Raw genomic sequence first — 17,219 nt, forward strand, 5'->3', positions numbered from 1 at the left:
TGGGCTCTTCTTCAGAAAAGCTGTCAAGAAAACGAAGGAATCATGACAGCTTTGGTCTCTGCTGCAGAAAAGCTGTCAAGAAAATGAAGGAATCATGACAGGTTTGGGCTTTTCTTCAGAAAAGCTGTCAAGAAATCAAAGGAATCATGACAGCTTTGATCTCTCCTCCAGAAAAGCTGTCAAAAAAACGAAGCAATCATGACAGCTTGAGCTTCTACCCCTGAAAAGCTGTCTAAATAACAGCAGATTCTTGACAACAATACCCTTTTTTTCATGGATATGTATTCTAAAAGACTTCCCGGATTGATACATATAGAATAAGGACAAAGTGACAGGGGGAGGGCATCATGAAATTAAGTGAACTTGGAGGAAAAGAAATCGTCGATGTAAAGAGGGCAGAAAGATTGGGCGTACTTGGTCAGACAGATTTGGAGATCAATGAACGAACCGGACAAATAGAGGCTTTAATCATTCCGTCTTTAAAGTGGTTCGGCCTTCGCAAACAATCAGGAGAAGTAAGGGTCCCATGGAAGCATATCAAAAAAATAGGATCAGACATGATTATCATTGACATCCCTGATGACGAAGAGTAAAAGCGGGCCCAAAGCCGGCTTTATTTTTTTGCCTCTGTATTTGGGTATTTTTGATTTTAAATCAACAGATGATCCCTTGCTTCATTCAATGAATTTTCAGCGCTGGCCAATGGCCGGCGCTTTTCTTTGTGGTTAAGAATATTAAATTATTGAGTTGTCGATAAATCCATGAAGTTTTCTGAATCCAGCTCCAGCGCATAGCCCCTCGAGTCGCTTGTCTAGCTGCGGCTCCTAACTCCTCGAGACGTTTCGGTCCTGCCAATGAAGTCAAAGAGCGACTTCACTGTCAGGCCCTCCAACGCTTGTCGGAGTTGGGCAGTCGCCTCCGCTTTTCGAATTGTTTAGTTTTGCCTCCTAGAAACTCCGAAACTTCAACTCCGCCGGCAGGGTCGGAGTCTCCAGTTTCTGAGTTTCTGGGCAGTCGGCTACACATTTCAATTTCGGTCCGCCCAATGAAGTCAAAGAACGACTTCACCGGTCGGCCCTCCGAGGCACACGATGTGCTAGACCCGCCAGCCACAGGACGTGGCGTTATCGGCGGGCAGCGCTTGTCGGGGCTGAACGAGACACATGCGCTTTTTGTTCTTGGAAAACTCACCTATTCCAAGTCTGATACATATGATGTTGAAGTAGTTCATATTGAATGAAATATATATTCCAGGATTAATGGAAAAGAAGGTGATTGTTCTCATGCTGACAGGAATGCAAATCGCAGTTATCGGCGGTGATGCGAGACAGCTGGAGATTATTCGCAAGCTGACAGAGCTTGATGCAAAGCTTTCTTTAATAGGCTTCGAGCAGTTGGACCATGCTTTTACAGGTGCCTCAAAAGAAAAGATAGATGAAGTTGATTTTTCCGTACAGGATGCTTTGATCCTGCCTGTTCCAGGTACGAGTATCGAGGGCCAGGTCGAGACCATTTTCTCGAATGAAAAAGTAGTCATTATAAAAGAAATGCTTGAAAAGACTCCTGAACATTGCACAGTTTATTCAGGCATCAGTAATTCCTATTTAACTGGGATTACAAATCAAGCAAACAGGAAACTCGTACAGTTATTTGCTCGTGATGATGTTGCAATATATAACTCGATCCCGACGGTTGAAGGAACGATCATGATGGCAATCCAACATACGGATTTTACCATCCATGGCTCAAAGGTAGCTGTTCTCGGCCTTGGAAGAGTTGGGATGAGTGTCGCGAGAACCTTCCATGCCCTTGGAGCAAAAGTGAAGGTGGGAGCCCGGAAAAGCGAACACATTGCAAGGATTACGGAAATGGGATTAGAGCCGTTCCTTTTATCCGATATAGGCAAGGCGGTCTCAGATTCCGATATTTGCATCAATACGATTCCTCATCAAATCGTTACTGCCTCCGTCATTTCGAGGATGCCTGCTCATACTTTGATCATCGACCTTGCATCCAAACCAGGTGGAACGGATTTTCGCTATGCGGAAAAACGCGGAATTAAAGCATTGCTTGCACCTGGATTGCCAGGAATCGTTGCCCCGAAAACAGCGGGACAAATTTTGGCGAATGTTCTTTCTCAGCTGCTTATGGAAGACTTTATAAACCGAAAGGAGAAAGAAGTATGAGTTTAAAAGGGAAGAAGATTGGTTTTGGATTAACAGGCTCACATTGTACTTATGACGCTGTTTTTCCGGAAATTGAAAAGTTAGTGAATGCAGGTGCTGAAGTTTTACCTGTTGTCACATTCACTGTTAAAAATACAGAAACACGTTTTGGAAAAGGGGAAGATTGGGTACAGCGGATTGAAGAGCTAACAGGTAATAAAGTGATTGATTCGATTGTAAAGGCAGAACCTCTAGGTCCAAAAATCCCTCTGGATTGCATGGTCATTGCGCCGCTGACAGGTAACTCCATGAGCAAGTTTGCAAATGCAATGACAGATTCGCCAGTTTTGATGGCTGCGAAAGCAACATTAAGGAACCAAAAGCCAGTTGTCCTTGGTATTTCTACTAACGATGCATTGGGGCTTAACGGCGTAAACCTTATGAGGCTGATGGCAACCAAAAATATTTACATGATTCCTTTTGGCCAGGATGATCCAGTGAAAAAGCCAAATTCAATGGTTGCAAGAATGGAGATGCTTTCCGAAACAATCGTTGAGGCAATGGATGGAAAACAGTTACAGCCAGTATTAGTCGAGCGCTATAAGGATAACTAAGTCTAATTTAAAGGCTCTTTTCAAAACATTGTTGCTTGCTGGGTCAAAAAATGAAATTTTACACAAGCAAAGCCTTATCAGTTCAAGGCAACTTCGAAAAGAGCCTGGAAGCTTATAAGCGGCGAAGTTCAAGGGAATATACGGATGTCAATAATCAATGCGAAAAGAGTCTTTTTCTCATAAATAACAACACGAATACTGCATATTTGAATTTGGAAATGCTTTTCTCCGGCAGTGAAGCAAAATGTTTCTTTTCTTAATGATTGATTATGATAAAATATAGGATAATATACTAGGCGGTTTTTCTATAGACCGCCGTTTTATACTTATGGTTAATCAGCCTCAGCAAATATGCGGGGTATTAAAACGATAATGGTAGTGGAAGGGGAAACAGCAATGTCAGAGAGAAAAGGTTACCGTGTAGCAGTAGTTGGAGCAACAGGAGCAGTAGGGCAGCAGATGATCCAGACGCTTGAGAGCAGGGACTTCCCTGTGTCTGAGCTATTATTGCTGTCATCATCAAGATCAGCTGGTACAAAGGTCCAATATAAGGGCGAAGAGCTGACAGTACAGGAAGCCAAGCCAGAAAGTTTTGAAGATGTAGATATCGCCTTATTCAGCGCAGGAGGAAGTGTATCCAAGGAACTGGCACCAGAAGCAGTTAAACGCGGAGCAATCGTGGTGGATAACACAAGTGCATTCCGCATGGATGAAAACACTCCACTTGTCGTGCCTGAAGTAAATGAGGAGGATCTGCATTCACATAATGGAATCATCGCTAACCCGAACTGCTCTACGATCCAGATGGTCGTTGCATTGGAGCCATTACGGAAAAAGTTCGGCCTGGAAAAGATTATCGTATCGACGTACCAGGCAGTATCAGGTGCAGGAGCAGCGGCAGTCGAGGAGCTGGAGGAGCAGACTCAGGCAATCCTGAACGGAGAAGAATACGAACCAAAGCTTCTCCCAGTCAAGTCAGCAAAAAAGCACTACCAGATTGCATTCAATGCAATACCGCAGATCGATACATTCGTAGATAACGGTTTTACGTATGAAGAAATGAAGATGATCAATGAAACTAAGAAAATCATGCACATGCCTGGACTGCAGGTAGCGGCAACATGCGTACGTCTGCCGGTAGGCACAGGTCATTCAGAGTCGGTGTATGTTGAAATTGGCCAGCAGGGTGTTTCCGCAGCTGAAGTAAAAGAACTATTGACTGACGCACCAGGAGTTGTCTTGCAGGATGATCCTGATCAGCAGCTTTATCCAATGCCTGCATTCTGCGTTGGCAAAAATGACGTTTTTGTCGGCAGAATAAGGAAGGATCTAGACAATGACAAAGGCTTCCATATGTGGGTCGTTTCTGACAACCTTTTAAAAGGTGCTGCATGGAACTCAGTCCAGATTGCTGAAAGTCTTGTAAAGCTTGGAATAGTAAAGTAAACACAAAATTGATTTAATGACAGAAATTCTGAGGTGTTACGATGAAAATAATCGTTCAAAAATTTGGCGGTACATCTGTCCGAGACGAACAAAGCCGCATCCAAGCGATGAGTCATATTAAGAAGGCGATCGCGGATGGGTACAAAGCGGTGGTAGTCGTTTCTGCGATGGGCAGGAAGGGAGATCCATACGCTACTGACACTCTCCTCAGCCTGCTTGGAGGAAGTGACAGCAAGATAAGCAAACGGGAGCATGATCTGCTGCTATCGTGCGGAGAAACGATTTCAAGTGTCGTTTTTACCAATATGCTGCTTGATAATGGCATTAATGCAACTGCGCTTACAGGTGCCCAGGCGGGATTCAGGACAAATAGTGAGCATACGAACGCAAGAATTCTGGATATGAAGTGCGACCGATTGCTGAGAGAACTGGATCAGGTCGACGTAGTCGTCGTTGCAGGATTCCAGGGTGCTGCAAAAAATGGGGACGTGACAACAATCGGCAGGGGCGGCAGTGACACATCGGCTGCAGCACTTGGCGCAGCGTTAAACGCGGAGTGGATTGACATTTTTACCGATGTCGAGGGAATCATGACTGCTGATCCGAGGATCGCAGAAAACGCACGGCCACTTTCTGTTGTAACGTATACCGAAGTCTGCAATATGGCATACCAGGGGGCGAAGGTAATCCACCCTCGTGCTGTCGAGATTGCCATGCAGGCAAAAGTTCCGATCAGGATCAGGTCCACTTATTCGGAAGGCCTTGGCACACTGGTTACTACCCTTAATCGTGAAAACAAAGGTACTGATATAAAGGAACGACCTGTAACAGGAATTGCGCATGTTTCAAATGTAAGCCAAATAAAGGTTTTTGCAAAAAAAGACCAATACAATCTCCAATCTGAGGTTTTCAAGGCGATGGCCAATGAGAACATTAGTGTAGATTTTATCAATATTTCTCCTAATGGAGTGGTCTATACAGTCTTAGACGAAATGACGGACCGGGCTGTAAGAGTATTAGAAGGATTGGGACACACTCCGCAAATTGAGAGACATTGCGCGAAGGTATCGGTTGTCGGAGCAGGAATGGCAGGAGTCCCAGGCGTAACCTCAAAGATTGTTACAGCTTTATCTGAAAAAGGCATCCGCATCCTTCAGTCTGCTGACAGCCATACAACCATTTGGGTATTGGTCAAACAAGAGGATTTAGGAAAGGCAGTAAATGCATTGCATGATGCCTTTCAGCTCGAAGAGGAAACAGCAGATTTCGAGCGTCAAGATATTTAAAAAGATTTTGCTTCCAGCCTCCTAAGCCGGAAGCCTTTCAGAAGAGGAGTGAACAGGAATGGTTCAATTCGGAAGAGTATCCACTGCAATGGTGACCCCATTTGACCACAAAGGTCACATTGATTTCAATAAAACGACCCAGCTAGTAAACCATTTGATTGATAACGGGACAGATTCGCTTGTTGTTGCAGGGACAACAGGTGAATCCCCGACTCTATCTAAAGAAGAGAAAATCGCATTATTCCAGCACGTCGTGAAGGTTGTTGACAAGAGGGTTCCTGTCATTGCCGGAACGGGCAGCAACAACACTTATGCTACCATTGAACTGACTAGAAAAGCAGAAGAGATTGGTGTGGACGCGATCATGATCGTAGCTCCATACTATAATAAGCCAAACCAGGAGGGCCTTTACCAGCATTTTAAGGCAGCTGCTGAAGCTACCTCACTGCCAGTAATGGTGTATAACATTCCGGGCAGGTCAGTAGTCAACATTCTGCCAGAAACAATCATCAGGCTTGCTGAAATCACGAACATTGTCGCTGTAAAAGAAGCGAGCGGTGACTTGAACGCCATGACGCAAATCATCGCAAATACACCGGACGATTTCCTTCTATACAGTGGAGATGATGGATTGACTCTGCCAGTGCTTGCAATCGGGGGTACTGGAATTGTATCTGTAGCTTCTCATGTAATTGGAAATGAAATGCAAGCTATGGTCGATGCATTCTTCAGCGGAAGGAATGCGGACGCAGCTAAACTGCACCAGCGCCTGCTGCCAATCATGCAAGGACTCTTCGCGGCTCCAAGCCCTGCACCAGTCAAAACGGCATTGCAGCTAAAAGGACTTGATGTCGGATCTGTACGCTTGCCAATGGTACCATTGACTGAACAGGAAAGAACCGCAGTAGCTAAACTATTTCAATAAATTGTGTAAGGCCAACCTTTTCGGGGTTGGCCTTTGATATGTAAAAAAAAGAAATTTTTGACCTGTAGAATTTCCGAAATGTCTAATAGATAATGCTTCTTGGACATTTTGAAAGTGCTCATGCTTTGAAATGTCTAATAAATACAGTTTCTTGGACATTTTGAAAGTGCTCAAGCTCCGAATTGTCTAATAAACACTAATGCTGGTTCTAAAGGATAAAAGCAGATTAATGAAAAATCGGGTTCCCTTCAGCTAGGAAAATAGCTAAGGATATTAAGTTGTCAAGATTTTCTTTCATCAAGTATAATATTATTAATTGGTCACGGACGGAGATATAACAGCATAGGAGGAGCGTAGACTTGAATACGAAGAAAAATGAAAATATAAAAATCATCGCACTTGGTGGAGTAGGGGAAATCGGTAAGAATATGTACGTCACCGAAGTGGACGGTGATATTTTTGTGGTTGATGCAGGATTAATGTTCCCCGAAGATGAGATGCTGGGGATCGATATTGTCATTCCCGATTTTTCTTATTTAACTTCTAATAGTGAAAGGGTAAAGGCAATTCTACTGACGCATGGGCATGAAGACCACATTGGCGCATTAACTTATGTTTTGAGAAAAATAAATGTTCCTGTTTATGGAACAAAGCTTACTATTGCCCTTGCGAAGGAGAAGATGAAAGAACAGGAATTCTCTGGTACAGTTGACTTTCATGAAATCAATGCAGATACTGTTTTGAATTTCGACAGTGTTTCTGTTTCCTTTTTCAAGACCAATCACAGTATCCCTGATTCAGTTGGCATCAGCATCAATACCTCAGAAGGCGCAATCGTACATACCGGGGATTTTAAATTCGATCAGGCTGCTGCCCCACTATACAAGCCTGAAATAGGCAAGATGGCCGCAATTGGTGAAAAAGGAGTTCTCTGCCTGCTTTCTGACAGTACAGAGGCTGAGAGACCAGGATATACTCCATCTGAATCAACCGTGGTTTCTGAGTTGTCTAATGTATTTCATAATGCACAGGGCAGAATCATTGCTGCCTGCTTTGCCTCTGACCTAAACAGAATCCAGCATCTCTTTGACAGTGCGGCGGCAAATGCCCGTAAGGTAGCTGTGGCAGGGAAAAGCCTGAAACGTGTCTATGACATAGCATTACAACTTGGCTACATACAGGTTGAAAAGGACTTGATTATATCGGTAAATGATTTGGAGAACTATGAAGATAATCAGGTAGTTATTTTAACCACGGGAAATCAGGGCGAGCCAATTGAAGCCCTTCAAAAAATGGCTAAACAAGTACATCCCCAGGTGAAAATCCAGGAAGGGGACACAGTATTGTTTGCTGCATCTCCATTAAGGGGAAGTGAAGTATTTATTTTTAAGACAATGGATATGCTTTACCGAGCCGGAGCAAACGTAGTATCAAGCAAAAAGAATGTTCAGGTTTCAAGCCATGGAAGTCAGGAAGAACTGAAATTCATGATCAATTTGATGAACCCAAAATTTTTCATTCCTGTTCACGGTGAATACAAAATGCTCAAGGCCCACAAAAAGTTAGCGCAGTCATGCGGAATTTCGGAAGAGAATATTTACATCCCGGACCGCGGTGACGTTATTGACATTTCTGGTGGAAAACTAAAGTCCACAGAGAAGGTACAGGCAGGGAATACATTGATTGACGGAATCGGAGTAGGAGATGTAGGCAATATTGTTCTACGTGATCGCAGGCTGCTCTCGCAGGACGGTGTTTTAATTGTAGTCGTCACACTGAATAAAGCAGACAGAAAAATTGCTGCCGGTCCTGAAATTATATCCCGCGGTTTCGTCTATGTACGTGAATCAGAAAAGCTGATGGCGGATTCAACTACCCTGGTAAAAGAGGTCGTAGAGAAAAATACAAATAAAGAGTCATTCGATTGGAACAGTCTAAAACAGGATATACGTGATTCACTGAGCCAATACTTATATGAAAAAACAAAACGCCGCCCAATGATCATGCCAATCATAATGGAAGTTAAATAAGCACGATAAAGTACTGGCTCATTGCCAGTGCTTTTTAATTATAAATGTTTATGTCTCTTGTCGCTCTGGAATGAAATTGATGATGATGTTCATACTAAAATTATCATGCCTGAAGGGAGCATAAGGATATGAATAAATTCAGTTCAGAAAACCAGGAAGGTCAGCAAGGGGATAAGGAGAACAAACCATCTGGTCTTCTTGAGAAGATCCAACAGCTTGGTCAGACGAATGTACCCCAGCTGTCTCAGGATTCGAAAATTCATTGTTTGACGATTGTCGGTCAAATCGAAGGGCATATGCAGCTTCCGCCTCATAATAAAACGACGAAATATGAACATTTGATTCCTCAAATTGTTGCCATTGAACAAAACCAGAATATTGAAGGGTTGCTTGTTATCTTGAATACTGTTGGAGGGGATGTGGAGGCAGGATTGGCTATATCGGAGATGCTGGCTTCACTCTCAAAGCCGACAGTTTCAATTGTCCTGGGCGGCGGACATTCCATCGGAGTGCCAATAGCGGTTTCATGTGATTATTCGTTCATTGCGGAGACGGCCACAATGACGATTCATCCGATCAGGTTGACTGGACTTGTCATTGGAGTGCCGCAAACTTTTGAATATCTCGATAAAATGCAGGAAAGAGTCGTTAACTTTGTTACGAAGCATTCCAATATCCCTGAAGAAACCTTCAAAGAGTTGATGTTTGCCAAAGGAAACCTGACAAGGGACATTGGAACGAACGTTGTCGGCCATGATGCAGTAGAGACCGGTCTCATCCACGAAGTTGGCGGCATAGGACAGGCGATGAAGAAGTTAAATGAATTAATTGATTTGAATAAACAAAAGTCTGAAGTGATTGTACAATGATCCTTTATACTATGATGCCGCATGAACAGGTATTCCCTCCAGAAGAGGGAGCCGTAAATCAGGTTATGGTTAGTTATAATGGAATCCCTATCATGGCTGAATTGACCGAGAATCACGAGTATCGGGTAGTTAGGGTAATGAGTACTGATCCAAACCATTACATGGAACCTACATGTTTACCGGGTTCGACAATTACACTATCTTAGATAAGTTGATTTCTTGACTTAAGTAAAACGGTCACTACGAGTGCTAAAAATGTAAACAGTTTAGATGCAACCTCGAAAAGTGCTTCAGCACCAGCTATTTAAAAAAACGATTGTGCCGATTCTACTGGCAAATATGATATAATATGGTTACACTAAAGCATTGGCAGCCGAATAGGGCTGCTTTTCTTCTTACTGAAGTTTGAGAACAGGACTCGTTGTTTATGCTGATAGTGAAGCTATAAATATTCAGGTGATAAAATGGCCAAAAAGAAAAGACGGCAATCGAGAAAGAAGAGTACATTGAAAACAACAGTTCAATATGAACTTGCCGGGTTAGCACTGCTCGCGTTGGCCATCATAGCGATGGCGGATTTGGGTGCTGTAGGAAGGGCGGTCGTTATGTTTTTCCGCTTTTTCTTCGGGGAATGGTATATGCTCAGTCTGGTAGGGCTGGTCGTGTTCAGTATCTATATTATGTGGAAACGCAGTCTCCCATTTATATTCCATACCAAATTGCTTGGTACATATCTGATTGTTGGTGCAATCTTGTTATTAAGTCACGTGACGTTATTCGAACTATTATCCAATGGAGGCAAGTTTGAGGATCCTAGTGTCATTAAAAATACTTTTGAGCTATATGTCATGGAAGCAAAAGGAGAGACAAGCACGACAGACCTCGGAGGCGGGATGATCGGGGCTGTGATGTTTGCGCTGTTTTACTTTTTGTTTGATGCAGCAGGATCTCAATTGATTGCTTTTCTACTAATCATCATTGGAGCGATTCTCGTTACAGGGAAAACCTTTAGTGAAGTTGCGGGGAAAATACTTACACCGATTGGCAGTTTTATCAGAGGTCAATGGATTTCATTCATTGATGATCTAAAACAGTGGAAAGAAGATCAACAGCATAGAAGGGAAGCCAAGACGCTCGAAGCGAAACAGGCAAAAACCGAGAGCAAACAGGCTGATACGCGGGAAGCGTCTGTTGAAGAAACAATTGACCTTAACTCGGAACCAGCTCCGGAGCCAATCATCTCCAGCTTTGCGGAGCGAGCTTATGCAAACTCTGCTGAAGCACAGCCACAGCAGCCGGAAAAGAAGGCTAAACCTGCAACTGACAAAGAAGATGACGGTGACGAATTGCCACAGCCCATTACTTTTACTGAGGTAGAGAATACCTCATATGAGCTGCCGCCGATCGACATATTGAAGCTGCCGAATAAAACCGACCAGAGTGGAGAATACGAAATGATCCATGCCAATGCGGCCAAGCTCGAACGTACATTCCATAGCTTTGGTGTAAAGGCAAGGGTTACCCAGGTGCACCTTGGTCCTGCTGTTACGAAATATGAAGTGCACCCGGACGTCGGTGTCAAGGTCAGCAGAATTGTAAGTCTGAACGATGATCTGGCACTAGCTTTGGCGGCGAAGGATATCAGGATTGAAGCGCCTATACCAGGGAAATCAGCCATTGGAATAGAGGTGCCTAATTCCGAGGTGGCAATGGTTTCTTTACGGGAAGTTATTGATTCAAAGCAGCACAACAAACCTGGGTCAAAACTGCAAATTGGTTTAGGACGCGATATTACCGGTGAAGCCGTGCTTGCAGAATTGAATAAAATGCCCCATCTTCTTGTTGCTGGTGCTACGGGAAGCGGTAAGAGTGTATGTATTAACGGTATTATCACAAGTATTCTCATGAAGGCAAAGCCTCATGAAGTCAAACTGATGATGATTGATCCGAAAATGGTAGAGTTGAATGTTTATAATGGAGTTCCGCATCTGCTGGCACCGGTTGTCACCGATGCTAAGAAAGCATCGCAGGCACTGAAAAAAGTGGTCAGTGAGATGGAAAGGCGCTACGAGCTCTTCTCACACACTGGTACAAGGAACATAGAAGGCTACAACGAATATATTAAGAAGTATAATAGCGAAGAAGAAGCTAAGCAGCCTCTGCTTCCATTCATTGTCGTAATTGTGGACGAGCTAGCGGACTTGATGATGGTCGCATCTTCTGATGTTGAAGATTCAATCACCAGACTCGCTCAGATGGCACGAGCTGCGGGGATCCACCTGATCATTGCTACGCAGAGACCGTCTGTAGATGTCATTACAGGGGTAATCAAAGCAAATATTCCGTCTAGAATTGCATTTGCAGTTTCTTCGATGACAGACTCACGGACGATTCTTGATATGGGCGGCGCCGAAAAGCTGCTAGGAAGAGGAGATATGCTGTTCCTGCCGGTCGGTGCATCCAAGCCTGTCAGGGTGCAGGGAGCTTTCTTATCCGATGAAGAGGTTGAAGAGGTTGTAAACTTCGTCATTGGCCAACAAAAGGCACAGTATCAGGAGGAAATGATTCCAGAAGATATACCTGAGAACACGTCTGAGGTTGAAGATGAATTGTACGGTGATGCTGTAAACCTTGTGGTGGAAATGCAAACAGCTTCTGTATCCATGCTGCAAAGGAGATTCAGGATAGGATATTCACGCGCGGCAAGGCTGATTGATGAAATGGAGCTGCGCGGTGTCGTTGGCCCTTATGAAGGAAGTAAACCAAGGACCGTACTGGTGGCTAAGTCAGAAGAAGCATAAGATCGATATTTGAAAAGAGACAAAAGCCGGATGGTCACATCCGGCTTTTGCTTATCATATAGGACATAACTCCTGCAGTAGAAATAATAGTGTCATACTATTAAAACCGCTTACAAATTACTATTATATCAAAAACATAGGTTTATTGTCCCGGAAAAAGTGACAATTTTGGTTATTCTAGCTTTTTTCGACAAAATGATGAAACACTATTTATTTATGTCAGAAAAAGTGTTATAGTATTTTCGATTAGTAGGAATGCTATACATCAGATGTCTGATGTCTTGAGCAAAGGTTGGAGGAACGCCTCATGTCGATCAAGTCAGATAACCGGCACCTGTATTTACAAGTAATCGATCACCTGAAGCAAGATATTCAAAAAGGTATATATAAAGAAAGAGAGAAATTACCTTCAGAATTCGATCTTGCCAAACAGCTTGGAGTTAGCAGAGCGACTCTCCGTGAAGCATTGCGAATCCTTGAAGAAGAAAACGTCATTGTTCGCAGGCATGGTGTAGGAACCTTTGTCAACGCAAAGCCATTGTTTGAATCAGGAATTGAACAGCTTAACAGCGTGACGGGCATGATTGAACAGGCAGGGATGAAGCCTGGTACAATCTTTTTAAACTCAACGACCACTGGGCCAACCGAAGAAGATATTCGTCGTTTTTCATGCTCGCTTGATGATGAAATCACACTCGTCGAAAGGGTCAGAACCGCAAACGGGGAACCTGTTGTCTATTGTCTGGACAAGATTCCTGCAAGCATCCTGCCGGAAGATACTTCTTTTGAAGATGAATCATTGCTTCATCTTCTTGAGGTCAAATCGAACCGGAAGGTGACATATGCAGTGGCCCAAATCGAGCCAATTGGCTACCATGAGAAGATTTCACCAATCCTTGAATGCGAGCCGGAAACAGCATTGCTTGTACTGAAGCAGATGCATTTCGATGATAACGATGTTCCAATTCTTTATTCGGTCAATTACTTTAAAGCCGACAAGTTCAGTTTTCATGTCCTTAGAAGAAGAATTTGATTTTTTTAATGAAATGAAAACGCTAACTGATTGGTTTTTCAGAACATTCCTGCGAAATCACAAACATTCTCTGGGGGGTACAAACCTTGAAAAAGCGTAAATTTGGTTTGGTAATGTCATTGCTTTTAGCGGCAGGTACAATGTTGGCAGGTTGCGGAAGTGACGAAGGCGACAGTTCTAAGGGCAAGGAGTCAGACTTAAGAGTTGGTATGGTTACTGACGCAGGTACGATTGATGACAAATCTTTCAACCAGGGCACTTGGGAAGGAATCCTGATGGCTGAGGAAGATCTTGGCGTTAAGACAAAGTACCTTAAGCCAGCTGGAACGACTGAAGCTGAATATCTAAAAGAAATCGGCAACTTATATGATGCAGAATATAAGTTTATCATTACACCGGGCTTTAAATTCGAAACAGCAGTTTTCCAAGCCCAAGATAAATATGAAGATGCTAAATTCGTCATCATTGACGGAAACCCACACAATGGCGACTATAATCCAGTCGTGAAAGACAACACTGTTGCAGTATTCTTTGCTGAGCATGAGTCTGGTTTCCTAGCTGGTGTCGCTGCAGCGGTTGAATTGAAGGAAGGCGAAGCTGGATTCATCGGTGGTATGGAAATTCCAGCAGTACAAAAGTTCAACTGGGGTTTCCAGCAAGGACTTAAGTATGCAAATGAAAATCTTGACACTAATGTAACAATGAAAGCTGAGAACGTTGTATATCAAGGTTCATTCGACAACGCGGCTGCTGGTGGACAAATCGCGGCTCAATTCTATGACCGTGGCGTAGATGTCATCTTCACTGCTGCAGGTGGTGTTGGTGTTGGAGCGATCAACGAAGCTAAGAACCGTGCAAAGGCTGGAGATAACGTCTGGATCGTTGGTGTTGACGTTGACCAGTTTGAAGATGGTAAGTACGATGGCGATAAGTCAGTTATCCTGACTTCAGCAATGAAGAAGCTTGACCAGGTTGCTTTCGACATGGTCCAAGCTGAGATTGATGGCGAATTCCCAGGCGGAAAAACATTGACTTTCGATGCTAAGAACGATGGAATTGGTCTTCCTGAGAAGAACCCTAACCTAAGCGAAGAAACTACTGGCAAGGTAAAGGAAGCTTACGAAAAGATCAAGTCTGAAGAAATCAAGGTTTCTGCTGAACAAGGAGATTTATTCAAGTAAAAAAGTGCAAAAGAGACGGTCTCTTCCGTCTCTTTTGTCTATCAAACTCAAAACGGAAAATTTTAGAAAATATCGATAATGTATTTAGCAATTTTCCATTTCGATATAGAAATGTACAGCTCCAGAGCCTGGCTTCCAATCGATCGGCCTTCCCAGGGATTTGTTTCATCACTTCCCCATGGTATCCCGGCCTATTCTTATGAAGCTGATCAAGGCGCTTACGCTATTCTTAATAGGTATAGAGTCTAATACAAAGGTGAGTGCTACTATGAGTTATGTAGTTGAGATGTTGAATATTCGGAAAGAGTTTCCGGGTATCGTAGCCAACGATAATATTACCCTTACCCTAAAAAAAGGGGAAATACATGCACTACTAGGTGAAAACGGTGCAGGGAAGTCAACCCTGATGGGTGTTCTGTTCGGCATGTATCAGCCTGAACGAGGATTAATAAAAGTAAATGGCGAAGAAGTGAAGATAACTAATCCTAATGTTGCAAACCGTTTGGGAATTGGGATGGTTCACCAGCATTTTAAGCTGGTTGAAAATTTCACTGTAACAGAAAACATCATATTGGGCAGTGAGCCTCTTAAGGGCATGGTACTCGATATTGATAAAGCTGCAAAAAGAATTGCAGAATTATCAAAGCATTACGGTTTGAATGTAGATCCTCATGCGAAAATCGAGGATATTTCAGTAGGTATGCAGCAAAGGGTAGAAATTTTGAAGATGCTTTATCGCGAAGCCGATGTACTGATTTTGGATGAGCCAACAGCTGTTCTTACACCAGCAGAAATCGATGAATTGATGAAAATCATGCGGAATCTTATTAATGAAGGTAAGTCTATTATTATTATCACACATAAACTGAAGGAAATTAAAGCAGTTGCTGACCGCTGTACGGTAATCCGTCGCGGAAAAGGAATAGGCACTGTCAATGTGGCAGAATCGAGTGAGGCAAGTCTTGCCGAAATGATGGTCGGACGTCATGTCTCTTTCAAAGTGGATAAGAAAGAAAGTACTCCTGGTGAAGTGGTACTTAAAATAGATTCTTTATCAGTCAAGAATAATAGAAAAGTTATGGGTTTGAAGGACTTTTCATTGGAAGTCAGAGCTGGCGAAATAGTCGGTATTGCTGGTGTTGAAGGCAATGGACAGACAGAAATTGTTGAAGCGGTCACTGGCTTAAGGAAAGCTGAGGCTGGGACGATTTTAATCAGTGGTGAAGAAATCACAAACCTTCCAATCCGTCAGCGTAATGAAAAAGGAATTAGCCACATTCCAGAAGACAGGCAAAAGCGCGGTCTTGTCTTGGATTACTCACTTGTATCAAATATGGTGCTTCAAATTTATAACAAGCAGCCTTTCTCAAAGCGCGGACTATTAAATTTCCCTGCTATGAAAGCGTATGCTCAAAATATCATCGAAAATTTCGATGTGCGTTCAGGTGAAGGTGCTTCATCGATTGCCAGGACTCTTTCTGGTGGAAATCAACAGAAAGCAATCATCGGCCGCGAGCTCGAACTCGATCCAAAGCTGTTGATTGCAGTACAGCCGACTCGCGGTTTGGATGTAGGTTCCATTGAATATATCCATAGAAGGATTATTGAGCATCGGGACAAAGGGAATGCAGTACTGCTTATTTCATTGGAGCTTGACGAGGTTCTGCAGCTTTCAGACCGTATCGCCATCGTAAATAATGGTGAGCTGGTAGGCGAGGTAATCGCTGCGGAAACAAATGAAAATGAAGTTGGTCTTATGATGGCAGGCGTGGCTAAGGAGAGAAGCATATGAGAAATACCATCGTATCATTAATATCTATTATTCTAGGTCTGGTGGCCGGTGGCATTTTGATGCTGTTCATCGGCAGCAATCCGATTGAAGGCTATTCTTACTTGCTTCAAGGAGCATTGAAAAACCTGGAGCGTATCGGTAATACTTTAGCAACAGCAACTCCGCTTATATTCACTGGTTTGTCTGTTGCGTTTGCTTTCCGTACAGGTCTTTTTAACATTGGGGCATCAGGACAGATGCTGGTTGGGGGCCTTGCTGCGACAGCAGTTGCCTTGACTTTTGATTTTTCCAGACCAATCCTTCTATTGGTAATGATCCTTGCAGGACTTGTCGCCGGTGCTTTATGGGCATTCATTCCAGGTTTGCTTAAAGCAAAGTTCAACGTTCATGAGGTTGTTTCGACAATCATGATGAACTGGATCGCCTACTGGACGATTTATTATATTGTACCAGGTTATTTTAAGGGAGAATTCCTTGAGACAGAGTCTAAGAAACTAGCAGAATCAGATACTTTGAGAACTCCATTCCTTACAGAGATGTTTGATGGATCATATATTAACTTAGGTCTGTTTCTTGCAGTCATCGCAGTAATCATTATTGCCTTCATCATCGAAAAGACAACTCTTGGATTTGAATTGAAGGCAGTTGGATTTAACAGGTTCGCTGCGGAATATGCGGGTATGAAAGTAAACCGCAACATCATTCTGTCCATGTTGATTTCAGGTGCCCTTGCTGGAGTCGGCGGGGTAGCATTGTACACAGGAAATGCTTCAAGCATTCAAATTGGTATTCTGCCTGCGCAGGGTTACGATGGCATCGCGGTCGCTCTTCTCGGCGCAAATCATCCTGTAGGTGTATTCTTCGCGGCAGTGCTGTTCGGGATTCTTTACTCAGGTACTGGGTTCATGAACGCTATGACTGAAATTCCACCTGAATTGGCAAATACCATTATCGCGATCATCATTTATTTTGCTGCAACAAGTGTAATGATTGAACGTCTGTTGAACAAATTCAAGACGAGAAAATCAAACAAAGAAGATAAAAGTGGTCCTGTAGTCGAGAAGGGAGATTCATAAG

Annotated in this window: 14 protein-coding genes; all 14 read left to right on the top strand. The window is 43.2% G+C overall.

Annotation, left to right across the window (positions count from 1 at the left end; genetic code table 11):
• The first annotated feature begins 347 nt into the window (after positions 1-347).
• The 14 genes from AC0VX7_RS09115 (at position 348) to AC0VX7_RS09180 (ending at position 17,218) form a co-directional block, all read left to right on the top strand.
• Entirely contained in the window at positions 348-593 is a 246-nt protein-coding gene (locus tag AC0VX7_RS09115) for a YlmC/YmxH family sporulation protein (protein ID WP_023614840.1), read from the top strand.
• Positions 594-1,283: 690 nt separating this feature from the next.
• The gene (dpaA, locus tag AC0VX7_RS09120; protein WP_475428114.1) at positions 1,284-2,186 is read left to right on the top strand and encodes a dipicolinic acid synthetase subunit A; all 903 of its coding nucleotides are present in this window, start codon (positions 1,284-1,286) and stop codon (positions 2,184-2,186) included.
• Positions 2,183-2,779 (top strand): dipicolinate synthase subunit B, encoded by a 597-nt coding sequence (locus AC0VX7_RS09125; RefSeq protein WP_475427548.1) that lies wholly within the window; start codon positions 2,183-2,185, stop codon positions 2,777-2,779. The genes dpaA and AC0VX7_RS09125 overlap by 4 nt, the downstream gene beginning before the upstream one ends.
• 396 nt (positions 2,780-3,175) lie before the next feature.
• Positions 3,176-4,225 (top strand): aspartate-semialdehyde dehydrogenase, encoded by a 1,050-nt coding sequence (asd, locus tag AC0VX7_RS09130; RefSeq protein ID WP_475427549.1) that lies wholly within the window; start codon positions 3,176-3,178, stop codon positions 4,223-4,225.
• A gap of 41 nt (positions 4,226-4,266) precedes the next feature.
• Positions 4,267-5,511: an aspartate kinase gene (gene dapG, locus AC0VX7_RS09135; protein WP_475427550.1), complete on the top strand. Its 1,245-nt coding sequence runs from the start codon at positions 4,267-4,269 to the stop codon at positions 5,509-5,511.
• 58 nt (positions 5,512-5,569) lie between these two features.
• Positions 5,570-6,436, top strand: a complete 867-nt coding sequence (dapA, locus tag AC0VX7_RS09140) for a 4-hydroxy-tetrahydrodipicolinate synthase (RefSeq protein ID WP_475427551.1) — start codon at positions 5,570-5,572, stop codon at positions 6,434-6,436.
• 359 nt (positions 6,437-6,795) lie between these two features.
• A complete protein-coding gene (locus AC0VX7_RS09145) occupies positions 6,796-8,466 on the top strand; it encodes a ribonuclease J (protein ID WP_475427552.1) in 1,671 nt (556 codons plus the stop codon).
• Positions 8,467-8,594: 128 nt separating this feature from the next.
• Positions 8,595-9,335, top strand: a complete 741-nt coding sequence (locus AC0VX7_RS09150; RefSeq protein WP_192473270.1) for a ClpP family protease — start codon at positions 8,595-8,597, stop codon at positions 9,333-9,335.
• Positions 9,332-9,541 carry a YlzJ-like family protein gene (locus AC0VX7_RS09155; protein ID WP_215031505.1) on the top strand — a complete coding sequence of 70 codons (210 nt, stop codon included), beginning with the start codon at positions 9,332-9,334 and terminating at the stop codon, positions 9,539-9,541. Before AC0VX7_RS09150 ends, AC0VX7_RS09155 begins: the two co-directional genes overlap by 4 nt.
• A gap of 258 nt (positions 9,542-9,799) precedes the next feature.
• Positions 9,800-12,136 carry a DNA translocase FtsK gene (locus AC0VX7_RS09160; protein ID WP_475427553.1) on the top strand — a complete coding sequence of 779 codons (2,337 nt, stop codon included), beginning with the start codon at positions 9,800-9,802 and terminating at the stop codon, positions 12,134-12,136.
• Between the two features lie 307 nt (positions 12,137-12,443).
• Entirely contained in the window at positions 12,444-13,169 is a 726-nt protein-coding gene (locus AC0VX7_RS09165) for a GntR family transcriptional regulator (RefSeq protein WP_475427554.1), read from the top strand.
• An 86-nt stretch (positions 13,170-13,255) separates the two neighbouring features.
• Positions 13,256-14,350, top strand: coding sequence for a BMP family lipoprotein (locus AC0VX7_RS09170; RefSeq protein WP_475427555.1), 1,095 nt, complete (start codon positions 13,256-13,258; stop codon positions 14,348-14,350).
• A gap of 268 nt (positions 14,351-14,618) precedes the next feature.
• A complete protein-coding gene (locus AC0VX7_RS09175; RefSeq protein ID WP_475427556.1) occupies positions 14,619-16,142 on the top strand; it encodes an ABC transporter ATP-binding protein in 1,524 nt (507 codons plus the stop codon).
• Positions 16,139-17,218 (top strand): ABC transporter permease, encoded by a 1,080-nt coding sequence (locus AC0VX7_RS09180; protein ID WP_475427557.1) that lies wholly within the window; start codon positions 16,139-16,141, stop codon positions 17,216-17,218. Before AC0VX7_RS09175 ends, AC0VX7_RS09180 begins: the two co-directional genes overlap by 4 nt.
• Position 17,219 lies beyond the last annotated feature (1 nt).

This window comes from Mesobacillus sp. QJM3NY_10, from assembly GCF_056173465.1.

Coding starts and splice junctions, on each gene's coding strand:
- AC0VX7_RS09115 (WP_023614840.1), top strand. CDS start 348: ATGAAATTAAGTGAACTTGGAGGAAAAGAAATCGTCGATGTAAAGAGG.
- dpaA (WP_475428114.1), top strand. CDS start 1,284: ATGCTGACAGGAATGCAAATCGCAGTTATCGGCGGTGATGCGAGACAG.
- AC0VX7_RS09125 (WP_475427548.1), top strand. CDS start 2,183: ATGAGTTTAAAAGGGAAGAAGATTGGTTTTGGATTAACAGGCTCACAT.
- asd (WP_475427549.1), top strand. CDS start 3,176: ATGTCAGAGAGAAAAGGTTACCGTGTAGCAGTAGTTGGAGCAACAGGA.
- dapG (WP_475427550.1), top strand. CDS start 4,267: ATGAAAATAATCGTTCAAAAATTTGGCGGTACATCTGTCCGAGACGAA.
- dapA (WP_475427551.1), top strand. CDS start 5,570: ATGGTTCAATTCGGAAGAGTATCCACTGCAATGGTGACCCCATTTGAC.
- AC0VX7_RS09150 (WP_192473270.1), top strand. CDS start 8,595: ATGAATAAATTCAGTTCAGAAAACCAGGAAGGTCAGCAAGGGGATAAG.
- AC0VX7_RS09155 (WP_215031505.1), top strand. CDS start 9,332: ATGATCCTTTATACTATGATGCCGCATGAACAGGTATTCCCTCCAGAA.
- AC0VX7_RS09160 (WP_475427553.1), top strand. CDS start 9,800: ATGGCCAAAAAGAAAAGACGGCAATCGAGAAAGAAGAGTACATTGAAA.
- AC0VX7_RS09165 (WP_475427554.1), top strand. CDS start 12,444: ATGTCGATCAAGTCAGATAACCGGCACCTGTATTTACAAGTAATCGAT.
- AC0VX7_RS09175 (WP_475427556.1), top strand. CDS start 14,619: ATGAGTTATGTAGTTGAGATGTTGAATATTCGGAAAGAGTTTCCGGGT.
- AC0VX7_RS09180 (WP_475427557.1), top strand. CDS start 16,139: ATGAGAAATACCATCGTATCATTAATATCTATTATTCTAGGTCTGGTG.